General features: G+C 76.8%; 11 protein-coding genes. 8 read left to right on the forward strand and 3 right to left on the reverse strand.

The window, feature by feature from the left end:
* Window positions 1-53 precede the first annotated feature (53 nt).
* From ACZ6NC_RS30620 to ACZ6NC_RS30630, 3 genes are all read left to right on the forward strand, one after another.
* Window positions 54-1,448: a carbohydrate-binding protein gene (locus tag ACZ6NC_RS30620; RefSeq protein ID WP_465737095.1), complete on the forward strand. Its 1,395-nt coding sequence runs from the start codon at window positions 54-56 to the stop codon at window positions 1,446-1,448.
* 99 nt (window positions 1,449-1,547) lie between these two features.
* Window positions 1,548-4,922 (forward strand): right-handed parallel beta-helix repeat-containing protein, encoded by a 3,375-nt coding sequence (locus ACZ6NC_RS30625; protein ID WP_465737096.1) that lies wholly within the window; start codon window positions 1,548-1,550, stop codon window positions 4,920-4,922.
* 5 nt (window positions 4,923-4,927) lie between these two features.
* Window positions 4,928-6,271, forward strand: coding sequence for a S8 family serine peptidase (locus ACZ6NC_RS30630; protein WP_465737097.1), 1,344 nt, complete (start codon window positions 4,928-4,930; stop codon window positions 6,269-6,271).
* A gap of 81 nt (window positions 6,272-6,352) precedes the next feature.
* Here ACZ6NC_RS30630 and ACZ6NC_RS30635 read toward each other — a convergent pair whose 3' ends face one another.
* Window positions 6,353-7,561: a hypothetical protein gene (locus tag ACZ6NC_RS30635; protein WP_465737098.1), complete on the reverse strand. Its 1,209-nt coding sequence runs from the start codon at window positions 7,559-7,561 to the stop codon at window positions 6,353-6,355.
* Window positions 7,562-7,766: 205 nt separating this feature from the next.
* On the opposite strand from ACZ6NC_RS30635, the gene ACZ6NC_RS30640 reads away from it, so the two are divergent.
* From ACZ6NC_RS30640 to ACZ6NC_RS30650, 3 genes are all read left to right on the forward strand, one after another.
* Window positions 7,767-8,171: a hypothetical protein gene (locus ACZ6NC_RS30640; protein ID WP_465550596.1), complete on the forward strand. Its 405-nt coding sequence runs from the start codon at window positions 7,767-7,769 to the stop codon at window positions 8,169-8,171.
* A 213-nt stretch (window positions 8,172-8,384) separates the two neighbouring features.
* Window positions 8,385-8,735: a hypothetical protein gene (locus ACZ6NC_RS30645; protein WP_465737099.1), complete on the forward strand. Its 351-nt coding sequence runs from the start codon at window positions 8,385-8,387 to the stop codon at window positions 8,733-8,735.
* Window positions 8,736-8,883: 148 nt separating this feature from the next.
* Complete coding sequence (locus ACZ6NC_RS30650) at window positions 8,884-9,675, forward strand: sigma-70 family RNA polymerase sigma factor (RefSeq protein ID WP_465737100.1); 792 nt, start codon at window positions 8,884-8,886, stop codon at window positions 9,673-9,675.
* Window positions 9,676-9,700: 25 nt separating this feature from the next.
* Here ACZ6NC_RS30650 and ACZ6NC_RS30655 read toward each other — a convergent pair whose 3' ends face one another.
* Window positions 9,701-12,613, reverse strand: a complete 2,913-nt coding sequence (locus ACZ6NC_RS30655) for an AfsR/SARP family transcriptional regulator (protein WP_465737101.1) — start codon at window positions 12,611-12,613, stop codon at window positions 9,701-9,703.
* A 334-nt stretch (window positions 12,614-12,947) separates the two neighbouring features.
* Between ACZ6NC_RS30655 and ACZ6NC_RS30660 the strand changes: the two genes are divergently transcribed.
* Both ACZ6NC_RS30660 and ACZ6NC_RS30665 read left to right on the forward strand, forming a co-directional pair.
* Window positions 12,948-15,725 (forward strand): AfsR/SARP family transcriptional regulator, encoded by a 2,778-nt coding sequence (locus ACZ6NC_RS30660; protein WP_465737102.1) that lies wholly within the window; start codon window positions 12,948-12,950, stop codon window positions 15,723-15,725.
* Window positions 15,726-16,036: 311 nt separating this feature from the next.
* Window positions 16,037-18,523 carry an ATP-binding protein gene (locus ACZ6NC_RS30665; protein ID WP_465737103.1) on the forward strand — a complete coding sequence of 829 codons (2,487 nt, stop codon included), beginning with the start codon at window positions 16,037-16,039 and terminating at the stop codon, window positions 18,521-18,523.
* A gap of 96 nt (window positions 18,524-18,619) precedes the next feature.
* Here the strand turns inward: ACZ6NC_RS30665 and ACZ6NC_RS30670 are convergent, their stop codons facing one another.
* Window positions 18,620-20,113, reverse strand: a complete 1,494-nt coding sequence (locus ACZ6NC_RS30670) for an MFS transporter (protein ID WP_465737104.1) — start codon at window positions 20,111-20,113, stop codon at window positions 18,620-18,622.
* Window positions 20,114-20,293 lie beyond the last annotated feature (180 nt).

Consider the following 20,293-nt stretch of genomic DNA (forward strand, 5'->3'; position numbering starts at 1 on the left):
AGCAGAATCGCGGTGCAGGGGAGCGGGCGACGCCCGGGTTTCAGCTCCCCGCGGTGAACTGGGCCGTGGCGGCCGAGGCCGAGGAGGAGACCCCCACGCCGGACGGGGAGAAGCCGGCCGCCGCCCCGTCCGGCCCGGGCGCCACCAGCAGCACCGCCGCCGGCGGCACCAGCAGCACCGCCACCGGCGCCGGCAACAGCACCACGCTCGGTGCCACCGCGCCCCTTCCCCCGGTGCCCGGCGCGGGCGCCTCCGGGGCCGCCTCCGTGGCCGCGCCGCCCGCCGGCGGCGCCGCTGCGGCGATCGCCGTCGCCTCCCCCGCCGACCCCGATCAGCCGGGGGAGGCCGAAGCGGCCGGCCCGAAGCCGGGCCGGGTCTCCCGGCCGATGATCGCGGCCGCCGTCGCCGTGGGACTGGTGCTGGTCGGTGGGTCGGTGGTGGCCACCCGGCTCGGCGGGTCAGAGCCGAACCACGGGCCGGCCCGGGCGGACGCCCCGCCCGGCTACGGCCCGGAGAACGGCGACGGCGGCAGCGGCTTCGTCCCCGGATTCGACCAGCACGGTGCCGTCACCAACACCCCGGCCCCGTCCGAGACCACCCCCGGCACGCCCGCGCCCGCAGGGGAGACCGGCCCGCCCGCACCCGACCCGGCCGCCGGCCAGTCGGCGCCCGGGCCCGGCCCCGCCGCCGGCGGTGGCTCCCCGGCCCCCGGCAAGGCCTCGCCCCGCTCCGGGGGGACCGTGGCCCCCAGCGGTGCTGCGGCACCGCCCCCGGCCGCCGGCGGCAGCGCTGGCGGCGGTGGCAGTGCGTCCGGGGGCAGCGCGTCCGGAGGCAGCGCTTCGGGCGGCAGCGCGGGCGGCGCCCCGCCGCCGCCGCCCGCCCAGGGGGCGGCCCCGCCGCCCGCCGCGCAGCAGCCGGCCCCTCCGCCAGCCGCCTCCAAGGCCCCCGCTCCCGCCCCCGTGGTCGCGGTGGCCGGCCCGTACTGCAGCGCCAGCGGCACCAACTACACCCCGATCGGCTGGTGGGACCAGGGCGACGTCGGCTGGAAGAAGTACTCCGGCGGCTGGAGCAGCGACGGCTGCAACGGGACGTACGTGTCGGTGCCGATGTCCGGCGACGCCAACAAGGACGACAGCAACTCCGTGGTGTGGACGTTCAACCTCGGCAACGTCAAGAGCTGCACCCTGTCCGTCTACATCCCGGCCGACAGCGACCTGAAGAAGGTCGGCGGCAAGGCGACGCTCTACACCGTGAAGAGCGGCAGCACGTCCGGCTCCTTCGTCATCAACCAGACGGCCAACCGCGGCCGTTGGGTGGACCAGACGGCGTACGCCTACCAGGGCTCGCTCACCGTCACGCTGCACACCCGCGGCGAGGACTTCGTCGGCCCCACCAAGAACAACGCCCACCACGCGGCCTCCGCGGTCAAGGCCACCTGCACCTCCTGAGCCGGCGCCGGCCACCCGGTCTGCCGCACCCACCCATCCCGGTGCCCCGCTTCGGCGGACCCAGCCGGTGAACCCACCCCGACGAAGGGAACCCCTGGCATGTCGCGCCCGGTGCTGACGGTCTGCGCGGAGCAGCGGGAGGCCGGCTCCTACCGCACGATCGGTGAAGCCCTCCAGGTCGCCCGAAGCGGGGCGGTGATCTCGGTGCGCCCCGGCCGCTACGACGAGAACCTGGTGGTCACCAAGATGGTGACCATCGCGGCCGAGGACGTCCGGGGGAGTGTGCGGATCAGCCCGCGGCGCGGCTCGGTGGTCCAGGTCCTCGCCGAGGCGGTCCAGCTGACCGGCCTGGTGATCCAGGGGCAGGACGACGACCTGCCCGCCGTGGACGTGCCGCAGGGCCAGCTCGCCCTCCAGGACTGCGAGGTGATCGGCAACTCCTGGACGGCCGTGCTCACCCGCCGGCAGGGCTCGCTGGCGATGCGCGGCTGCCGGGTGACCAACCCGGCCGGGGCCGGCCTGGTGGAGACCTCCGACGGCACCAGCGTCGTCGAGGACAGCGTGATCGAGCACCTGGGCACCTCCGCCCTGGTGATCGGCGAGCGGTCCAACCCCGTCGTGCGGCGCTGCGTGCTGCGCGACGCCCGCGGCAACGGCGTCTGCGCCAACGGCGAAGCCCGCGGGGTGATCGAGGACTGCGAGATCTCCGCCACCGACAAGCCCGCCGTGGCACTGGAGGAGCAGAGCACCACGCGGCTGGTGCGGACGGAGGTCCGGGACAGCGCGCAGGGCGTCTACCTCGGCTCCACCGCCCGGGTGGTGCTGGAGGAGTGCACCGTCACCGCCGTGCGCGGTCACGGGTTCGTCCTCGCCAACGGCACCGACCCGCTGCTGCGCCGCTGCCGGGCGGTCCGCACCCAGGGCCACGGCCTGCACGTCGCCGGCCGCTCCCGGGGCACCTTCGAGGACTTCGAGGTCACCTCCGCCGCCCAGGCGGGCATCTTCGTCGGGGAGTCCTCCGGACCCACCCTGGTACGGGCCGTGGTGCGCGACGGCGAGGCCGACGGCGTGGAGCTGAGCGGGGAGAGCGCCGCCGAGTTCGACCGCCTGGAGGTGCGCGACGCCGCCGGCAACGGCGTCGTCGTCCGCGAGGGAGCCAACCCGCTGCTGCGCCGGATCATCGTCTCCGGCGCGTCCGGACACGGCGTCGAGGTGGTGCGGGACGGGCGCGGCCGGCTGGAGGAGGCGACCGTGCTCGACGCGGGCAAGTCCGGCGTCCGGATCGCCGACGGCGCCAACACCTACCTCGGCGGCGGCGCCGTGCGCGGCAGCCGGGCGAGCGGGATCTCGGTCGGCGCCGACGGCATCGCCACCCTGCGCGAGGTCGAGACGGCCGACAACGAGTACGACGGCGTGAGCGTCGAGCGCGGCGGCGAGCTGACCGCGACCAGGTCACGGCTGCGGGCCAACCGCCGGCACGGCCTCCACCTGCTGCCGGGCTCCCGGGCCACCCTGACGGGGTGCCGGCTGACCGGCAACACGGTGGACGGCATCCGCTCGGAGACCACCGAGCCGGTCCGGCTCACCGACTGCGTGGTCGCCGAGAACCAGGGCGCCGGCCTGCGCCAGAGCGAGTCCAGCGAGCGGCTGTCGGTCGAGAACCTGGACAGCCGCGACAACCGCACGGCGGACGCCCACGGCACCGCCACCGCCGCGGTGGGAGCGGCCGGTACGGCCGACACCCCCGAAGGCGAGGGCGAGGCCTCCGGGGGCGCGGCCCCGGCCAGGCCGGACGCCGGCCCGCAGGGCCCGCAGGCCGTCCTGCGGACGCTGGTCGGCCTGGAGGGCGTCAAGGAGCAGGTCGCCACCCTGGTCAACCTGAACAAGCTGGCCAAACGCCGCGAACAGGCCGGGCTGCCAGCCCTGCCGATGAGCCGGCACCTGGTGTTCGCCGGCCCGCCCGGCACCGGCAAGACCACCGTGGCCCGGCTCTACGGGGCCATCCTGGCGGAGCTCGGCGTGCTGCGCAGCGGCCACCTGGTCGAGGTGGCCCGGGCCGACCTGGTCGCCTCGATCATCGGCGGTACGGCGCTCAAGACCACCGAGGTGGTGAAGGAGGCCCTCGGCGGGGTGCTCTTCATCGACGAGGCCTACACCCTGTCGGCGGGCTCCGGCGGGACGGGCCCCGACTTCGGCCGCGAGGCGATCGACACCCTGGTCAAACTGATGGAGGACCACCGCGACGACCTGGTGGTGATCGTGGCGGGCTACGAGGCCGAGATCCGCGCCTTCCTCGCCTCCAACCCGGGCCTCGCCTCCCGGTTCAGCCGGACCGTCGAGTTCGCGAACTACAGCGTCGACGAACTCACCACCATCGTCGAACGCGCGGCGGCCGGCCACGGCTACGAACTCGCCGACGGCACCCGCGAGGCCCTCGCCCAGAACTTCGAACGGATGCCCAGGGGCGCCGACTTCGGCAACGGCCGGGCGGCCCGCAAGGTGTTCGAGGAGATGGTCGACCGCCAGGCCTCCCGGCTCGCCGAACTGGAGAGCATCAACAACGCCGACCTCGCCCTGCTCGTCCCGTCCGACGTCGACGAGCACGCCGCCGCCGCGGCCGCCCGCGCCACCGCGGGCACCCAGCAGCCCGAGGAGCCCGGCCTGCTCGACCGGCTGCGCGCCATGGTCGGCCTCGGCGCGGCCAAGGAGCAGGTCGAGGACCTCGTCAACCTCACCAAGCAGACCCGCCGCCGGGTCGAGGCCGGGCTTCCGGCCGCCGTCATCAGCCACCACCTGGTCTTCTCCGGCCCGCCCGGCACCGGAAAGACCACGGTCGCCCGGCTCTACGGCGAACTGCTCGCCGAACTCGGCGTGCTGCCGAGCGGCCAGCTGATCGAGACCGCCCGCGCCGACCTGGTCGGCCGCTACATCGGCCACACCGCGCAGTTGACCCGGGACGCCTTCGAACGCGCCCGCGGCGGCGTGCTCTTCATCGACGAGGCCTACACCCTGACGCCGCGCCACGGCGCCGGCGGGGACTTCGGCCAGGAGGCGGTGGACACCCTGATGAAGCTGATGGAGGACCACCGCGACGAGGTCGTCGTGATCGTGGCCGGCTACCAGGAGGAGATGCAGGGCTTCCTGGCCTCCAACCCCGGTCTGGCGTCGCGCTTCTCCCGGGAGATCACCTTCGACCACTACAGCGACGAGGAACTGCTCACCATCGTGCGGCTCCAGGCCGAGGCCGGCGGCTACCGCTGCACCCCGGAGACCCTGGCGGCGCTCGGCGTCCGGTTCGCGTCCGTCCCGCGCGACCGGAGCTTCGGGAACGGACGCTTCGCCCGGCAGGTCCTGGAGTCGATGATCACCCGCCAGGCCGGCCGACTGGCCCGGCTGGACATCGCCGACCTGGCCGAACTGAGCCTGCTGCTGCCGCAGGACATCCCGGCCGAGCGGATCGGCAGCTTCCTGTGAGGCCGGTGGCCGCAGTGCTGGCCGGGGCCCTGCTGCTGCCGGCCTGCGGCCTGCTGGCGGCGGGTACGGCCCTGGCCGACACCCACGGACCGTCGGCGGCACCGGGGTCACCCGGGGCGTCGGGTGCGCCGGCGGCGGGCGCACCGACAGCGGCGGGCGCACCGGCCGACGCGCTACCGGGCGTCGGCCAGCTGCGCCGCGACCCGTCCGGGCGCCCGGCCGGCTGCCTGCCGGCCTCGGCCAAGGGCACCCAGCTCACCCCCTGGCCGCAGACCTTCCTGCGGCCCGACCGGGTCTGGCCACTGAGCCAGGGCGACGGCGTCACCGTCGCGGTGCTCGGTTCCGGGGTGTCCGACGGGGCCGGCACGCTCGCCGGGCGGATCGGCTACGCGGCCAAGCTGCCCGGGGCCGGCGACCCGGCCGCCGACTGCGTCGGGCACGGGACCTTCCTGACCGGCCTGATCGCCGCGGCCCGGCGCGACGGCACCGGATTCGCCGGCCTGGCCCCGCACGCCCGGATTCTCGCGGTGGCCGTCACCGACGACACCGGAGCCACCACCGCCGATCTCCTCGCCCAGGGGATCACGGCCGCGGTCGAGCGGGGCGCGCGCGTCATCGACGTGGGCGTGACCGTCCCGGCGGGCAGTGACGCGCTCGCGGCGGCGGTGAGGCAGGCCCGGAGCCGGGGCGCGCTGGTCCTCGCCCCGGTGGCCCCGGACGCGTCGCCCCCCAATCAGGGGGACGCGGCGAAGCCGCAACCGGTCTACCCGGCCGCCTATCCCGAGGTGCTGGCCGTCCGCGACCTCGCACCCGGCGGTGCGCTCCCGGAGGGCGACGCGGCAGTGGTCGGCGGCCGGGTGGATCTGGCGGCCCCCGGCGACGCGGTGATGAGCGTCGGCCCGAACCCGGGCGGCTACTACACGGGCACCGGGTCCAGCTACGCGACGGCGTTCGTGGCGGGCACCGCAGCCCTGGTGCTCGGCTACCGCCCCGGCCTGACCGCGGACCAGCTGGCACAGCGACTGAAGGCGACCGCCTACCGGACGGCCGGCCCGGCGCCCGACCCGCAGGTCGGCCACGGCACGGTCGACCCGGTCGCGGCCGTCACCGCCCTCCTCCCGCAGGAACAGCCGTCGCCTCCCGCCGCCGCCGCCGTCACCGCCGGTCCGGCCGCCGTGGCCATGCCGCCCGGCCGGCCGGACTCCGCCGCCCCCCACCAGGCGGTCGTCGTGGCGCTGGGCGCCATGGGTGTGATCGGCCTGGTCGCGGTGGGCGCGGTCGTCGGCCCGCGCGGCCGGGCCCGCGGCTGGCAGCCACCGAGGCCCGAGCAGGGAGCCGGGACCGGGTAGGGCGTGCGGAGCGGTGCTCCGAACGCGCGGGCTTGCGGGGCGTGTGTCGCGAGGAGCCGGCGGAGCGGGTGGAGCGGCGGGTCAGTGCCCGGCCACCGGCAGGCCCGCGGTGGTGGCCGCGGCGGCGTACGGCCTGGCAGCCGCCCACGGGACGGTCGCGGCCAGCGCGTCGCCGACCAGAGCGGCCAGTTCCAGCATCGCCGTCCCGGCCGACGCGGGCCTGCGGTCGGGGGGAACGACGACGCCCCGGCAGCGGGTGCCGAAGTGTGCGACCAGCTCGCGGGCCGGTACCGGGCGATCGGCCCCCGCCGCCGAGGGCGGGCACGGTGTGAAGACGACGGTGCCGCCGCGGACGAGTGCGCCGTGCCCCTGCGCGACCAGGCGCTCCAGCAGGGTGGACACGGCCGTCGCGTCGGCCGCCGAGGTGCTCGCGCAGATCACCAGCTGGTCGGCGAGTTCGACGGCGGCCTGCCGGACGTCGTCCGCCGCAGCCGTGGTGTCACTGAGGATCAGCGGGTAGTGCCCGCTCAGCAGTCCCGCCGCATGCCGGTAGCGGTCAGCGTCGAGGGCGGGGGCCGTCGGTTCGGGACGTGTCGTCAGTACTTCGAGCCGGTCGGCCGGACGGGCGAGGCCGTCCGGCCCGGGCACCGCCGCGAACAACTCGCCCACGGTCAACGCGCCCGCGGGTACGTCCTGCTGTGGACCGGCGGCGGTCCGGCGGGGGCCCCGGTCCTCCAGGCCGAGGACGACCACCCGGTCCGAGCGGTGACGGGAGAGCAGGGCAGCCAGTGTCACCGGGGCACCGGTCCAGCGGTCCTCGACCGGCCGGCCGAGGACGGCGATCCGGTGGCAGCCGAGCAGCGGGGTGCGGATCCGGTCGACCAGAAGCCGTCGCGCCTCCGCGCCGCCCGCGAAGGGCAGCCGCAGCATGCGCGGCCGCTGCGGTGCCGGCGGCAACGGTCCCGCCGCGGGCGCGAATCCGGCGAACGCGGTGTGCGGTGCGGGCGGCGACGCAGGTCCGGCCGGGACCGGGACCGGGGCTGCTACGGGGCTCGCGGCCGGGGCTGGGCCGGTCGGGGGCGGGTCCGCCGGAGCGGGCGGTTCCCCGGCGGCCGCGGCACGGGCGAACAACGACCGTTCGGCGGGCGGGATCAGCTGGGTTCCCAGCGTGTCGAGCGGCCGCCGGGCGACCACCGGTACGGGGACGGGCCAGTCGGCCGGCGTGTAGTCCGGATGGGCGTCCGGGCCCGGGCGTCGCGCCTGGCCAGGGCTGTCGTCCGTGAACGTCATGCCGTGTCCCTCCTGGGGTGCCCACCGTGTCGGCCCGTCCAGTCAGGAATACGGCTGTCGGCCCGTCCCGGTTCACCCGGCGGCCCTGCCGACGGCGCCCTTCCGCCGCAGCCGGACGCCGCGGGACGCGGTGAACCGCTTCAGACGGCGGGCCCGTTGAGCGGATCGGGCGCATGCGGCGCTCCCGTAGCGCTTGGAGGACCAGATGCGTACCACCACGACCCGCGCCGTCCGTACGGTCGGCCTGCTCATGGCCACCGGTCTGATCGGTCTCACCGGCGCCACCTCCGCGCACGCCGGGGACCTGGATCCGACGGAGCCGAAGCAGCCGGCCATCCCCGCCGGGAAGAACTTCGTGCTGTGTTCGTACGGCAACTACGCCTCCTACGCGGTGTTCCCGAAGCGGGGCAACATGTCCACCGCGGTCGCCGAGTCAGGGCGCTGCGTCGGTGTGTCGCTGAGCGGCCGGGGTAGTGAGACGGTCGTGATCTACGGCCGCAAGGCCGACGGCAGCAAGTTCAAGATCGGCACCGACAGCTTCGACCTCCCCGACGGCGAGCGCATCAAGACCCTCAACACCCCCGACAACGACGACTGGACGACGTTCTAGGACGGCCCCGGAAGCAGGCCGGGCGGGCGGCAGGGCGGCGAGCGCCCGTCCGTTCGGCCGCTGTGAGGTTGCCGGCTGTGCGGCCGGCCGCCGGAAATCCGCTGCTGGATCCGGCGGCCAATCGATACCGTTTCCCCGGGGTGTACGGCCAGTGGCCGGCACCACCGAGGAGAGTCGGCATGCGTCCCGGTTCGGGGCGGGGGAGGGAGAACGATGGCGGCGGACGGACGGAGACCGGGCGACCTCGTCGCGGCCCTGGTGCGCGAGCGGGTGGAGAGCCTGCCCGGGCCGCCCGCGTTGGCGGTACCCGAGGCGCCGGCGCACGAGGTGATCGCCGTCGCCCGGCGGATCGCCCTGCGCGCGCTGCCGGCGGCGCGGCCGCGTCTGGCTCCCTTGCCCGCGCTGCTGCGGCTCGCGACGGTGCTGGTCGTCGACGAGCACCCGTCCGCGGCGGCCTGGTCGGTGGCCGACCGGGAACGGCTCGCCGAGTGGGTGGCCGTGCTGATCGAGCACCGGGGTGAGGACGGGGTCCAGGAGCTGGTCGGCGCGCTCACCAGGGGCTGAGCGGGCGCGGTCGCGTGTTGGCGGAATGCGCGTTGGCGGAATGTTGGCGCACTCTTGGCGGCCCCCGGCAGCCTGTTGTCTGGCCGCCGGGGGGAATCCGGTCGGTCCCTGCCCTGCCCTTGCCCGACCCGAGAGGTAGCGCTTCCCCATGCCGTCCGTCACCCCGTCACAGCCGGTCACCCAGCCGCAGCCCGTCACCCAGTCACTGCCGGTCACCCAGCCGCAGCCGCTCATCCCGTCACAGCCGGGCCCCCCCGCCCAGTCCGGCACCCTGCGGTCCGCCGCCGAGCCGCCGGCCGCTGCGGACGCCAAGGCCGCCGCCGCCGCCAAGTCCGCCGCCAAGTCCGCCGCCGCCGCGGCGCGCAAGGCCCGTCCGACCCTCGACCCGGACACCCTGGCCGAGATCCACCGCCTGCACGGCGGCTACCTGCTGCGGGCGCTGCTGCGGGTGACCGGCGGCGATCGCGGCAAGGCCGAGGACATCCTCCAGGAGACCCTGCTGCGTGCCTGGCAGCACCCCGAGGCGCTGGCGGCCGGGCCCGAGCAGAGCCGGCCCTGGCTGTTCACCGTCGCCCGGCGGATCGCCATCGACCACTACCGGATGGCCGCCGCCCGCGCCCGCGAGGTGCTCGGCGAGGAGTCGACGGACCGCCCGGTCACCGACGACCCGTACGAACAGGTGGTCGTCGCCCGGGACGTCGACTCGGCGCTCCGGCGGCTCCAGGAGCACCACCGCGACGTGCTGGTCGAGCTGCACCTGAACGACCGGTCGGTGGCGGACACCGCCAACCGGCTCGGCGTGCCGCCGGGCACGGTCAAGTCCCGCAACTTCTACGCGATCCGCGCGCTGCGCCCGGTCCTGGCGGCGGAGCACGGGTACGGCCCGAAGGAGGCCCGCACCGCGCCGGTGGCTCCCGTGCGTCGCGGGGTGGGCGCGTGACGGCCGACCTCGGCGTGACGATCCGTCAGATCATCCGGTCGGTCCGCGCGTTCAGCGCCTCCTCGATGGCGCTGGCCCGTTCGCTGGTCGCGCCGGCCAGGTGGCCGCAGGAGCGGAACCGGCCGAGGGCCGAGCGCATCCGTCCGACCGCCTCCGGATCGCGGCCCCGGGCCGCCAGGAAGGCGGCGTAGGACTGCTCGGCGAGGGCCTGCAGGTGCAGCATGCCCGCCTCCTCGCAGGTGGCCAGCAGCCGGTGCCAGGCCAGCTCGCCGGCCTCGTGCCGGCCGAGCGCCTGCAGTGCCTGCGCCTCCGTCAGCATCGACCAGAGCTGGACGGAGGAGGCCGGGCGGCCGGGCAGCAGACCCCTGGCCTCGCGGGCCTGGCGCAGCGCCCCCTCCCGGTCGCCCGCCAGCAGGCTGACCCCGGCCTGGTAGCCGAGGGCGTAGGAGAGGCGCCGGGGGTCGCCGCCCTCCCCGGCGAGCGCGGCCGCCGTGGCGGCCAGCCGGGTGGCCTCGGCGGTGTCCCCCCGCAGTGCGGTGGCCAGGGCCAGGGTGGCGAGTGCCCGGAGGTGTGCGGCGCCGTCCGCGGGGGAGGTGCCGGCCACGGCCGTGCGGGCGGCCTCCACCGCCTCCTGGCGGCGCTCCAGGCCGAGCAGGGCGTTGGCCAGGGCGCCGCGCAGCAGGCCGAGGCCGGCCCGGTCGCCGCAGGCCTCGGCGGCCCGTTCGCCCGCGCGCAGGCAGTCCAGCCAGTCGGTGAAGCGGCTGGAGCCGTAGTAGAGCGGGCAGGCGGCCGCGGCCAGCCGCCAGGCCCGCCCGGGGTCGGTGCCGGCGGCCGCGGTGACCAGGGCCCGGATCGCCGGCTCCTCGGCCGCGAACCAGTCCAGCGCGCCGCGGGTGCCGGTCACCGGCGGCAGCGCGGCCGGCGGGTGGGCGCGCTCACCGTGGTCGTCCTGCCCCGGCTCCAGCTGCTCGCCGCAGTGCCAGGCGGCCTCCAGGTAGTAGTCGAGCAGGCGCTCGGTGCCGATGCGTCGGAACCCTTCCGGGTGCTCGGCGAGCAGCTGGACGCCGAACAGGCGGACCAGATCGGGGCGGCTGTAGCGTCCGGGCGCGGTCTCGGCGAGCACATGGTGCGCGACCAGTTCGCCCAGGGCGTCGCGGGCGGTGGCGGGATCCCCGCCGAGCAGCGCCGCGCTCGCCTGGGTGTCCGCCTCCCGGCCCGGGTGGGTCGCCAGGAGGGTGAACAACAGCGTGGCGTCGAGCGAGAGATGACGGTAGGTCAGTTCCAGCGCCTCGGCGACGCCGGCCACCCCGTCGGCCTCCAGTGCGCCCAGGCGGGTGCGCTCGTCGGCGAGCTCGTCGGCCAGCTCGGCGATCGTCCAGTCCGGCCGGGCGGCCAGCCGGGCGATAGCGGTCCGCAGGGCCAGCGGCAGCCGGTCGCAGAGCCCGGCCAGCCGCGCGGCGGCCGCCGGCTCGGCCCGCACCCGTGCGGGCGTCAGGCCGTGCTCCAGCAGCCGCAGGGCGTCGGCCTCGGGCAGCGGGGCCAGCCGCAGCAGGGTGGCCCCTTCGGCGACCAGCAGGCCCTCCAGTGATCCCCGGCTGGTGACCACGGCCGCGCAGCCCGCCCCGCCGGGCAGCAACTCGGCGACCTGCTCGGCGTCGAGGGCGTTGTCCAGGACCACCAGCAGCCGCCGCCCGCGGGTCCGGTCGCGGTATCGGGCCGCGCGCCCGGCCCCGTCCGCAGGGATCTCGGACGCCGGAACGCCGAGCGCGAGCAGGAACCGGCCCAGCAGCTCGGCCGGGTCCGCCGGGCCGTCCGGGTCGAAGCCGCGCAGGTCGGCGAAGAGCAGGCCGTCCGGGAAGTCCTCGGCCGCGCTGTGCGCCCAGGCGAGGACGGTGGCGCTCTTCCCGACCCCGGCCGGGCCGACCACCAGCGCCGGCCCGTCGTCGCCGCGGTCCGGCCCGCACATCCGGTCCAGCCACTGCCGTTCGGCCTCCCGGCCGACGAAGTCCGCCGGCCGGCGCGGGAGCTGGTGAGGCGCCGGGTGGGCGGCCGCAGCCGGCCGGGCCGGGGTCGGTGCGTCCGGCGCGGGGTCGGCCGGACGGGCCGGTGGCGAAGACGGCGCACCCCCGCCCCCGGCCAGCACCTCGGCCAGGGCCGCCTGGAGGGCCGGGCCGGGCCGGATGCCGAGCTCGCCGTCGAGCCGTACGCGGGCGCGGTGGTACGCGGTGAGCGCGTCCGCCTGCCGCCCGCTCTGGTGCAGGCACCGGACCAGCAGCGCCACCACCTCCTCGCGCAGTCCGTCGGCCCGGACACTCTGTTCCAGGACCGGCACGGCCGCCGCGCCACTGCCCTGGCGCAGGCGCAGCCCGGCCCAGGCGATCAGGGCCCGGGTGCGGGCCTGGTCCAGCTGTTCCACCAGGGCGCGGCGTGGCGCGGTGTCGGGCAGGTCGGCCAGTGCGCCGCCGCGCCAGAGCCGCAACGCCTGCTCCAGCAGCGCGATCGCCGCGCCGTCCGCGGCGCAGCCGTCGGAGCCGTCGGAGCCTTCGCAGCCGTCGGGGTCGTCGGAGCCGTTGGATCCCGCGCCGCCGTCGTGGCGGCCGGCGTGCCGGCCGGCCCGGCCGGCCAGCGCCTCGAACCGCAGCGCGTCCACCTCGTCGGCCGGCCCGGTGAGCAGGTAGCCGGGCGCCCGGGTGTGCAGCACGAACGGCGTCCCGGCGAGCGCCTTGCGCAACGCGGCCACGTGCCCCTGGAGCGCCGCCCGGGCGCTGGCCGGCGGCCACTCGCCCCAGAGCAGTTCGCAGAAGGTGTCGACCTCGACCACCCGCCCCAGCCGCAGGGCCAGCAACGCCAGGACCGCCCGCCGCTGCGCCCCCGGAAGGGCCGTGAAGTCGGCTTCTCCGGCGCGTAGTTCCACCGGGCCGAGGAGCCGAATCCGCACCCGTACCCCCACCCTCCGACCACCCCGACCAGGCCCGGGATCGTCCCGGGTGGTGCAGTGTAGTGCCCGCAGGTGTCTCCCGGGACACGGACGGCGACGGGCCGGGGGAGACCGGGGGCGGCGGACCCGGCGCGTGCCCGTGGCCGGCCCGGGCCTATCCTTCGGACGGATCGGACGGATCGGACGCCCTCGTCGTCACCCCGGGCCCGCCCGGCCGATGCCGGCCGGACCGACCGGACCGACCGGATCATCAGGCGAATCGAGCGGTCTCGGACGGCTCGGAGAAGCGCCGCCAGGCGGAGTGCCCGCCCGGCGCGGGAGGGGAAGCGGCCGCATGCGGATCGACCTGCTCGGACCGGTCGCCGTCCGGCGTGACGACGGGGCGGCGGTCACACCCTCGGCCCCCAAGCGCCGCGCACTGCTCAGCGCGCTCGCCGTCCGCTTCGACCAGCTCGTGGCCACCGACGAACTGATCGAACTGGTCTGGGACGCCATCGCGCCGCCCACCGCCCGCGCCGCCCTCCAAGGGCACATCGCCGCCCTGCGCCGGGTACTTGACGACGACTCACTCACCCTCGGCACCCGCGGCACCGGCTACGTCCTCACCGGCGACCCCGACCGCGTCGACGCGCTGCGCTTCCAGCGGCTCTGCGACCGGGCCGGCCTGCACCTGCCCGGCCGCCCGGACCCGGTCGGATCCGGCCCCGCCCGCCCCGGCGCGCGCCCGGACGACGACCCGGCGCTCCCGCTCCTGCGCGCCGCCGTCGACCTCTGGCACGGCCCCGCGCTCACCGACTGCGGCTCCGCCCTGCTCCGGGAACGGACCGCCCCGCACCTCGCCGACCTGCGGCTGCGCGCCCTCGACCGGCTCGCCGAGGGCCTCTGCCGGGCGGGCCGAGGCGGCGAACTCGTCGCCGAACTCACCGAAGCCGCGGCGGCCCACCCCTCCCGGCAGGGGCTGGCCGCCCGGCTGATCACCTGCCTCGGCCAGGCCGGCCGCCACGACGAGGCCTCGGCCCGGTACGACCGGGCGGTGGCCGCGCTGCCTGGCGCACCGGGCCCCGAGCTGCGCCTGGCCGGCGAGTTGCTCGGCCGGCGGGCGGTGGCCGGACCGCAGTCCGCGGCCCCCGCGCCCCGGCCCGGCCCGGCGGTACCCGCGGGGCCGGCACCGGCCGCGCCGCCGCCCGCCGACCGGCGCTTCGTCGGCCGGACGGCCGAACTCGACCGGCTGGACGAGGCGGTCGCCACCGGCCCCGCGGGCCGGCCGATCCTGGTCACCGGTCCGGCCGGGGTCGGCAAGACCGGCCTGGTCCAGTACTGGGCACACCGGTCCGCCGACCGCTTCCCCGACGGCCGGCTCCACGTCGACCTGCGCGGCTTCGCCGAGGACGGACCCCGCGATCCCGTCGAGGTGCTGGGCGTCCTGCTGACCGCCCTCGGCGTCCCCGAGGACGAGCTGCCCGACTCGCCCGACGACCGATCCCGCCGCTACCGGGAGCTGCTGACGGGCCGCCGGCTGCTGCTGGTGCTGGACGATGCGCGCTCGTACGAGCAGCTCGCCCCGCTGCTGCCGGACCCGCCGCCCGACCCCGCCCGCCAGGCCGCCGACGGAGCCGCACCGGCCGGGCCCACCGCACCCGTCGGGCCCGTCACGATCGTCACCAGCCGCAGCCGGCTGCGCCACGTCCTGGTCCGGGAGGGCGGCGTTCCCGTGCCGCTGGACGCGCTGACCCCCACCGAGGCGGTCGACCTGCTCGCCCGGACCCTGGGCGCGGCCCGGGTGGCCGCCGAGCCGCAGGCCGCCGTCGAACTCGCCGAACGCTGCGACCGCCTGCCGCTGGCCCTGCGCCTGGCGGCCGCCCGGCTGTCCGCCCGCCCCGGCTGGAGCCTCGGCGACCTCGCCGCTGAACTCTCCGACGACGAGGCCGGGCACGCCGCGCTCGCCGGGACGGGCGGGCCGCTCGGCATCACCGCCGCCCTCGACCTGACGTACCGAACGCTGACGCCCGCCGCGGCCCGGCTGTTCACCCTGCTCGGCCTGCACCCCGGCCGGGTGGTCGGGACCGGCACCGCCGCCGCGCTCGCCGACGTGCCACCGGCCGCCGCCCGGACGCTGCTGGCCCGGCTCGACGCGACCCATCTCCTGGAGGAGACCACACCCGGCCGCTACACCCGGCGCGAGCTGGTCCGCCGCTACGCCACCCGGCTGGCCGCCGACCTCACCTGCGACGAGCGGCTCGCCGCCCTGGACCGGCTGATCGGCCACTACCTGGCGGAGACCACGGCCGACGCACCCGGCCCGGCCGGCGCGGGGCAGGCCGAGGCCTGGTTCCACCGGGAGGAGGGCGCCGTGCGCGCGGTGGTGCTCTGCGCCGAGGAGCACGGCCGCAACGCCGAGGCCTGGCGCCTCGCCCACCGGGCCGGGCGCCTCTACGAGCGCACCGACTTCGACCGCTCCCACTGGCGGACCACCGTCGAGGCCGGCCTGCGCGCCGCCCGCGCCTGTGCCGACCCGGACGCCGAGGCCCGGCTCTGCACCGACCTCGCCGTCCTGCTGGTCGACCGGCGGGTGTTCCGCGGCGCCGCCGAACACCTGGACCGGGCGGTCGCCGCCGCCGACCGGGCCGGCGACCCGCTGCTGCGCCACCGCTGCCGGGCCCGGGTCGCCGACGCCCTGGTCCGGGCCGGCCGGTACGAGCAGGCCCTACCGCTGCTGACCGCCCTGGTGGCCGGCGCCCGGCTGCCGGACGCCGGCCACCTGCTGGCCCGGGCCCTCACCGGCCTCGCCGACGCCCTGGTGCTGGCGGGCACGCCCGGCCCGGCCCTCGCCCACGCCGACGAGGCACTGCAGGCCGCCACCGGCCGCCCCGGCGGCGTGGACGTCGTGCTGGCCACGCAGAGCCGCGCCCGGGCCCTGGACGCGCTCGGCCGCCCTGGCCTCGCCCTGGCCTCCGCCCAACTGGCCGTCGCGCTCGGGCGCACGGTCGGCGACGCCTCCGTCCAGCACCGTTCCCACACCCTGCTCGCCGACCTCCTCCAGGCGGTCGGCCGCACCGCCGAGGCCACGGCGGAGCGGCGGCAGGCCGAGGCGCTCCTCACCGGAGACCGCTGACCGCCCGGCCGGGCCACTCCCGGGAGTCCACTCCCGGGAGGTCCGGGCGCCCTGGCCCGGTCCGCCCTGGCCCGGTCCGCCCTGGTCCGCAGGACGCTCCCCCAAAGTGCCGCCGTAGGCAGAACTACCGGCAGATCCAGACTGCGCAACTGCCGCCCCGCGGCCCCGGCCGGCCGCTTCGCCGAGGCGGGGGAAGCCGCGCTGAGCTGGGCCGATGGCGGAGGACCGGGGTGGACCGGGCATACTTCTGCCTCACACGGCCGATGCGGCGCGAGTGGGGGCAGTAGTAGTGGCAGTAGCGGGGGCGGAACATGGCTGATCCGGGCAGCACGGTGGCGGACACCGGCGAGGCCGACGAGTTCTGCCTGCTGCTGGCCCGGTACCGGATGCGGGCGGGGCTGACGCAGGAGGAGCTCGCGGCGGTGAGCGGGATCAGCCTGCGCGCGGTGGGGGACATGGAACGCGGCCGCACCCGGGGGCCGCAGCGGCGTACCGTGCGGGCCCTGGCCGAGGCGCTGCGACTGGACCAGCGCCGGGCCGCCGCGCTCGAACAGGCAGCCCGGGCCGGCCGCCCCCGGGGCACCCGGGCCGCCGGCGCGGCAACTCCCGCCGCCGCACCCGCCGTCGTCGCCGCACCCGCCTTTACCGCCGCGCCCGCCGTCGCCGCACCGGCCACGGACGCCGCGCCCGCCACCGCCACCGCCGCCGAGGAGGGCACCGGCGTCGCCCAGGCCGCCGGGACGTACGCGCTGGCCCTGCCCCGCGACATCGCCGACTTCACCGCCCGCGAGGACGCCCTCGCCCTGATCGCGGCAATGGCCCGCATCGGCGAACCGGACTCGGAGGACCGGCCCGCCCACCCCCGCGTCGTCCTGATCAGTGGTCAGCCCGGCCTCGGCAAGACCGCCTTCGCCCTGCACATCGCCCACACCCTGGCCCACCTCTTCCCCGACGGCCAGCTCTCCCTCGACCTGCGCGGCATGGCCCCCGAGCCCCTCGGCGCCCGCGACGCCCTCGGCCAGATCCTGCGCGCCCTCGGTGTCGCCGACGGCGCGGTGCCCGCCGGCACGGAGGAGCGGGCCGGCCTCTACCGCGCCCTGGTCCGCGAGCGGCGGCTCGTCCTGGTCCTGGACAACGCCGCCGACGAGAGCCAGGTACGGCCGCTGCTGCCCGGCTCCGGGCCGGCCCTGACCGTCGTCACCAGCCGGCACACCCTGCCCGGCCTAGAGTCGGTCCACCGCCTGCGGCTCGACGCCCTCACCCCGGCCGAGGCCGCGGTCCTGCTGGGCCGCATCGCCGGCCCCGACCGGATCGCCGCCGAGCCCGAGGCCACCGCCGAACTCGCCCGCCTCTGCGGGTACCTGCCGCTCGCCCTGCGGATCGCCGGCCAGCGCCTGGTCGCCCGCCCGCAGCAGACCGTCGGCCACCTCGTGCGCCAGCTCGCCGCCGAGGAGCACCGGTTGGACGTGCTGGAGACCGGCGATCTGGCGGTCCGTCCGGCCTTCGCCCTCTCCTACCGCAGGCTGCCCGCCGAGACCCGGCTGGTCCTGCGCCGCTGCGCGCTGACCGCCGGGTACGACGTCACCGCCGCCGTGGTCGCCGCCTACGCCGACCTGCCCGTCCCGCGTACCGAGCGCCACCTGGAGCAGCTCACCGACGCCGGGCTGGTCCAGCTCTCCACCCCGGAGCGCTACCGTCTGCACGACCTCGTCCGCCTCTACGCGGGCGAGCTGCTGACCGCCGAGGAGACCCCGGACGAGCTCGAAGCCGTCCGCGGCCGGGCGGGCACCTGGCTGCTGCACCGCGCCGCCGAGGCCGGCCGGCTCTTCGACCCGGAGCTCGCCGAGGGCGGGTCCGACGACGACTCCGGCGCCGGCGGCTTCCCGGCGCCGGACCCCGCTGCCACGGAGGCCCTCGGCGAGGCCGCGCGCTGGCTGGAGGAGGAGAGCCCGGAGTGGCTGGCCGCACTGCGTCACGCCTTCGCCGCAGGCCGCTACCGCGAGGTCATCGACACCGCCGAGGCGATGCACTGGTTCTCGGACCGGCTCATCAGCTGGGACATCTGGGCCGAGGTCTTCCAGCTCTCCGTCGACGCCGCCCGGGCGTGCGGTGACCGGCTCGCCGAGACCGTCCACCTGAACTACCTGGCCTGGACCTACTGCACCTGCCTCCACCAGTACCGGCGGGGGGCCGAACTCGCCGGCGAGGCACTGGAGTCGGCCCGGCAGATCGGCGACCGGGAGCAGGAGGGCTGGGCGCTGATCTACCTCGCCGCATCGTTGCGGTTCCTGGTCCGGCACCAGGAGGCCCTCGACACGTACCGCCAGGCCGCCGACGTCTTCGCCACCGTGCCCAGCCGGTCCGCCCGGCTGGGCCGGCTGGTCACCCTGCGCGGCGCGGCCAACTGCCTGCGCGAGTCCGGCCGGGTCGAGGAGGCGGTGGAGTCCCGCCGGCTCGCCCTGGCCGGGGCCCTGGAGCTGGTGGAGCTCTGGTCCTCGCCGCTGCCGCACCTCATGGCCGCCTTCGCGGCCCACGAACTCGGCCTCGACCGTGCGGCGTTGAAGCGCTGGCCGGCCGCCGAGAAGGCGTACCGGCAGGCGCTGACGCACTTCGAGGCGGTCGGGCGCCCCGACTCGATGACCAAGACCCTCACCGAGCTGGGCACCGCGCTGATCGAGCAGGGCCGCGCGGACGAGGCCCGCGAGATCCTCACCGAGGCGCTGACCGACCTCAGCTCCGACAGTGCCCGGCCGCACGGCCGCCACACCACCCGCCCGGGCGCCACGACGACCCCGTAGCCCGGGCCGGGGCTGCCGGGTGTCGCCACACCGGCGCGCTCGCGGCGAAGGTTCCTGCCGACGTTCCGGTACGACGGCCACAACGTCGGCCAAGCCCTAACAACGGGTCGCCTCGTGGTCGGGGAGTGCGGCCGGGGCGGTCGGGGCTGCCGGGCGCATGGCCAGGGTCAGGACGGCCAGCCCGGCGAAGACGACCGCGGCGACGACGCCGGTGACGTGCAGGCCGGCGGTGAACGCCTCCCGCGCGGTGTGCAGCAGTTCCGCGCCCTGGCCGGCGGGAAGGTTCCGGCCGGCGGCGACCGCGCCGGCCAGCGAGTCGGACGTGCCGTCCATCCGGCTGCGGTAGACCACCGCGGCCATCGCGCCGAGCAGCGCGAAACCGAGTGAACCGCCGAAGTAGTTGCCGGTCTCCGACATCGACGCCGCCGAGCCGGCGCGCTCCGGCGGCACGGACCCGACCACCAGCCCGGTGCCCAGCGCGAACAGCGGGCCGGTGCCCAGTGCCAGGACGGCGATACCGGTCATCACCAGCGGCAGGGCGCCCGCACCGCCGACGCAGACCAACAGCAGGCTGCCCAGCGCCGATCCCGCCAGGCCGCCGGCGATCGCGGTCGTCGGCCCCATCCGCCGGGCCAGCGCCGGCGCGGCCGTCGTGCCGGCCGCCACACCCAGGCCCATCGGTGCGAACAGCAGCGCGGACGCGACCGGCGAGAAGCCCAGCACGCTCTGCAGGTACTGGGTCACCAGCAGGCCGGTACCTGCCATGGCCATGCCGGCGAAGACCAGTGCGACGAGTACGGCCGTGAATGGGCGGTTGCGGAACAGCCGCAGGTCCAGCAGCGGCGTCGCCAGCCGCAGTTGCCGGCGGACGAACAGGAATCCGATGGCCGCGCCGGCGACGAGGGCCGCCGCCGGCACGACCGGCACGCTCTCGACGGTCAGCTGCTTGATGCCGTGGACCGTCAGGAGCACCGCCACGAGCGACAGCCCGACGCTGACCGGGTCCAGCCGCCCCGCCCGGTCGCCGCGGAACTCGGGCAGCAGGAGCGGCCCGGCGAGCAGCAGCAACGCCATCGCCGGCACGGCGGCCAGGAACACCGATCCCCACCAGAAGTGCTGGAGCAGGACTCCGGCGAGGACCGGTCCGAGCGCGCCGCCGGTGAACTGGCAGGTCGCCCAGGTCGCGATGGCCCGCCCGCGCTGCCCTTCGTCGCGGAACATGTTGATGATCAAGGCAAGGGTGGACGGTGCCAGGGTCGCGCCGGCGACGCCCAGCAGCACACGCGCCACGATCAGCATCAGCGGGCCGGTCGCGAAGGCGGCCACGACCGACAGCACCGCGAACGCCGCTCCGCCGGTCATCAGCAGCCGTCGGCGGCCGATCCGGTCGCCGAGCGTACCCATGGTGATGACCAGGCCGGCCACCATGAGCCCGTAGCCGTCACTGATCCACAGCTGCTGGACGTTGGTGGCACCCAGATTGGCGCTCAGCTGTGGGAGCGCGAGGAGCAACGCCGTCGTGTCCATCGCGACGAGCAGTGTCGGCAGCATGAGGACGGCCAGTCCCAGCCACGCCCGGTTGACCCGCATATCCGAAACTCCCTGTTCTCTCGACGTTTCGCCGGTTGGTCGGAGCGGCCGGGAGCTTCTTGACATCCGTACCGGCGGAGAACTCCCGCGTGGGAACTCGTGCGAAAGTTCCGGCGGTGGGTGTCAAGACGGCGGCGTCGGCTCCGACCAACCGGTCGAAGGGCCCGCCCGGGGCTCGCG

The organism is Kitasatospora sp. NPDC041988 (genome assembly GCF_055588525.1).